The organism is Moraxella sp., from assembly GCF_024227015.1.
GTDB lineage: Bacteria > Pseudomonadota > Gammaproteobacteria > Pseudomonadales > Moraxellaceae > Moraxella.
Map to the genome: position 1 here is coordinate 1 of NZ_JAAELD010000149.1, position 2770 is coordinate 2770.

General features: G+C 48.1%; 2 protein-coding genes and 1 pseudogene. All 3 read right to left on the reverse strand.

Going from position 1 to position 2770, the window contains the following annotated elements:
* Positions 1-134: 134 nt before the first annotated feature.
* Entirely contained in the window at positions 135-1169 is a 1035-nt protein-coding gene (gene galE / locus GY683_RS03470) for a UDP-glucose 4-epimerase GalE (protein ID WP_297287424.1), read from the reverse strand.
* Positions 1170-1192: 23 nt separating this feature from the next.
* Positions 1193-2434, reverse strand: a complete 1242-nt coding sequence (locus tag GY683_RS03475; protein WP_297287425.1) for a UDP-glucose/GDP-mannose dehydrogenase family protein — start codon at positions 2432-2434, stop codon at positions 1193-1195.
* A pseudogene (locus GY683_RS03480) lies at positions 2421-2770 on the reverse strand (glucose-6-phosphate isomerase); the annotation flags it as partial. The pseudogene GY683_RS03480 and the gene GY683_RS03475, both read right to left, overlap by 14 nt.

Below are 2770 nucleotides of genomic sequence, written 5' to 3' on the forward strand. Positions count from 1 at the left end.
AGGAGCACGGCGAAGGTCATGGGCATTGGTCGATATTATCCACCCATCCCGATACCAATAAGCGCATCGAACAAGCAGAACAGCATAGCCAATAATCCAGCATAAAAAACCGCTCCAATTGGAGCGGTTTTTATCTAGGCATGATACCCTCTGGGATTTTGACTTTGCCAACGCCATGTATCCACGCACATACGCTCGATGTCGTATTCTGCCGTCCAGCCAAGCAAATTTTTGGCTTTATCACTACTGGCATAGCAAGTGGCAATGTCCCCTGCTCGTCTTGAGGCGATGACGTACGGCACGTTTTGCCCTGTGGTGTGGATAAAGGCATTAACCAGTTGTAGTACGCTTGTGCCGTTGCCTGTGCCTAGGTTAATCGGCTCAAAGCCAAAAGCCGTCCCACATTTGGCGATATAATCCAGTGCTGACACATGACCTTTTGCCAAATCCACCACATGAATATAATCACGCACCCCTGTACCATCAACAGTATCATAATCATTGCCAAACACGGATAATTTTTCTAATTTACCCACCGCCACTTGGCTGATATAAGGCATAAGATTGTTGGGAATGTCGCTTGGGTCTTCGCCGATTGTCCCTGATACGTCCGCCCCAATGGGGTTAAAGTAACGTAGGGAGATGATATTCCACACTTGGCTGTCCTTGGCGGATTTTGCCAAATCTTCTAGGATATACTCCACCGTGAGCTTGGACTGCCCATAAGGATTGGTGCATGAGCGTTTGGCGGTCTCGGTAATTGGTAAAGTTTCTGGGTCGCCATAGACGGTCGCCGATGATGAAAAGATAAAGTTGGTTACGTCTTTATCTTTCATGACTTCTAGTAGGTTTAGCGTGCCTGTTACGTTGTTTTGGTAGTATTTAAGCGGTTTTGCCACGCTCTCGCCCACCGCTTTTAGACCTGCAAAATGAATCACACCAAAAAAGTCATGTTCATCAAATACCCGCTCCAAATGATCCTTATCTAGCACATCGCCTTTGATAAATGCTATCTCTGTACCGACAATTTTCTGTACACGCTCAATCGCCACAGGGCTAGAATTGGACAAATTGTCATACACCACAGGCGTATAGCCCGCCTTAATCAGTTCAATCAAGGTGTGCGAACCGATATAGCCCGCTCCGCCTGTTACTAGGATTTTTTTCATCTCGTACTCTCTTAAAAATGGGCTTAGTGATTTTTCCGCCCCACACCAAAATACCCACCCTTTAACCTGCCAATCTCATCACAACTTAGCACATTGGCATCAAATACAGGCGCACCGATAGCAAGGCGATTCACATCAAAGCCGTCAATGCGATTTAGGATAAATACCGCCCCCACATCCACATCAATACCACTTGGTTTAAACAGCGTCTCATCGTCATAAAGCCTAATAAGCTCATCATCCGCCACACCCCCTGCCACATAGGTAGTAATGCCATACGACCATAATAGGGGCAGTAGCCGATGAATGGCGGAATTGTCGGTACGTCCTGAGCCTGATTTGTAACTACCGCCCACAATCAGCACCGTCTTATCGTCAATAAAGCCGTCAAAATACCGCCAAAATTTGCGAAATAGCAACTCTTTTTGGTCGTCATTTAACTCCGACACGGCAGACAAAATGGGATTTTTGACGTTTTTATTATCAAAGCTCGCCTGCAAGGTCATCATCTCATTTGGCAATGTCCGCCCGCCAAAGCCCAACCCTGCGGTAAGATAGCTCGCCCCCAGCCGTCCGTCTTGCCCCATGATATGACTGATTGTGGTAATGTCCACGCCTTGACGGTCGGCAAGCCGTGATAACTCATTCATGAGACTCACCCGAGTGGCAAGCATTGCCATGACAGACGCACGAGCGAACTCTGCGGTGGCGATGTCGGTCGTTTGCACCGATTTTGCCCCATTTATCACAGGCATGAGGGCGGATAATGGATGGTCGGTCTTTTGTCCGATGAGCAGTAGGTGCGGATTTAGCATGGACGTAAAGGCTTGTCCGTCCACCAAAAACACAAACGGCACATAATACACCAAGGCACGTTTTAGCCCCTTTGCCAAGACATCAAAATCCCCCAAGGGCAAATTGCCACTTAGGATAACAGGGCTTGTGTCATTGGCTTTATTAAAGGCAGTTATCCAAACGGATACGTCCACATCATCAAAGCACACATCGCTCACAAATAGCCAACAAAGCTCAGAACTGCTCGGTACAAAGTCATCAAAACCCGCAACGGTAATGACTTCACGGCTCTTGTACATCTCGTACAAAGCGACAAGCTCATGCTCAAAGGCGTACTGGCGAGCGATGTCGTCCAAGTCATTGCCATAAATCACTACACGCTTGCCAAGACTTGCCAAGACAACGGCAGTCGTTAGGCAGTCTATGCTATGTCCGACAAGGGTGCAGGGCTGTTGGTTAGTCGTGTGCATGGCTATCCTTGATGATGTTTAATAAAAAATTGGTGGAGCTGTCAAAGTCGCCCACGCCTTGCCCATTTAGCACATCAAACACGCTGTTTGCCATGATTTTTCCCATTTCAACACCCCATTGGTCAAAGGGGTTGATCCCCCAAAGCACGGACGCCACATAGACTTTGTGTTCGTATAAGGCGATAAGCGAGCCAAGGCTTTCTGGCGTGAGAGCATCTAGCAAAATGGTGGTGGACGGCTGATTGCCCCGATAGCGGTGGTTGGGACTGCTTGCCAAGTCTGGCAAGGCATCATTGCCAAAGGCAAGCACCCGAGACTGAGCCAGACAGTTTGACA

What these genes read in the sequence shown, in the direction of transcription:
- GY683_RS03475 (WP_297287425.1), bottom strand. Translation starts at nt 2,434, where the DNA reads ATGCACACGACTAACCAACAGCCCTGCACCCTTGTCGGACATAGCATA.
- galE (WP_297287424.1), bottom strand. Translation starts at nt 1,169, where the DNA reads ATGAAAAAAATCCTAGTAACAGGCGGAGCGGGCTATATCGGTTCGCAC.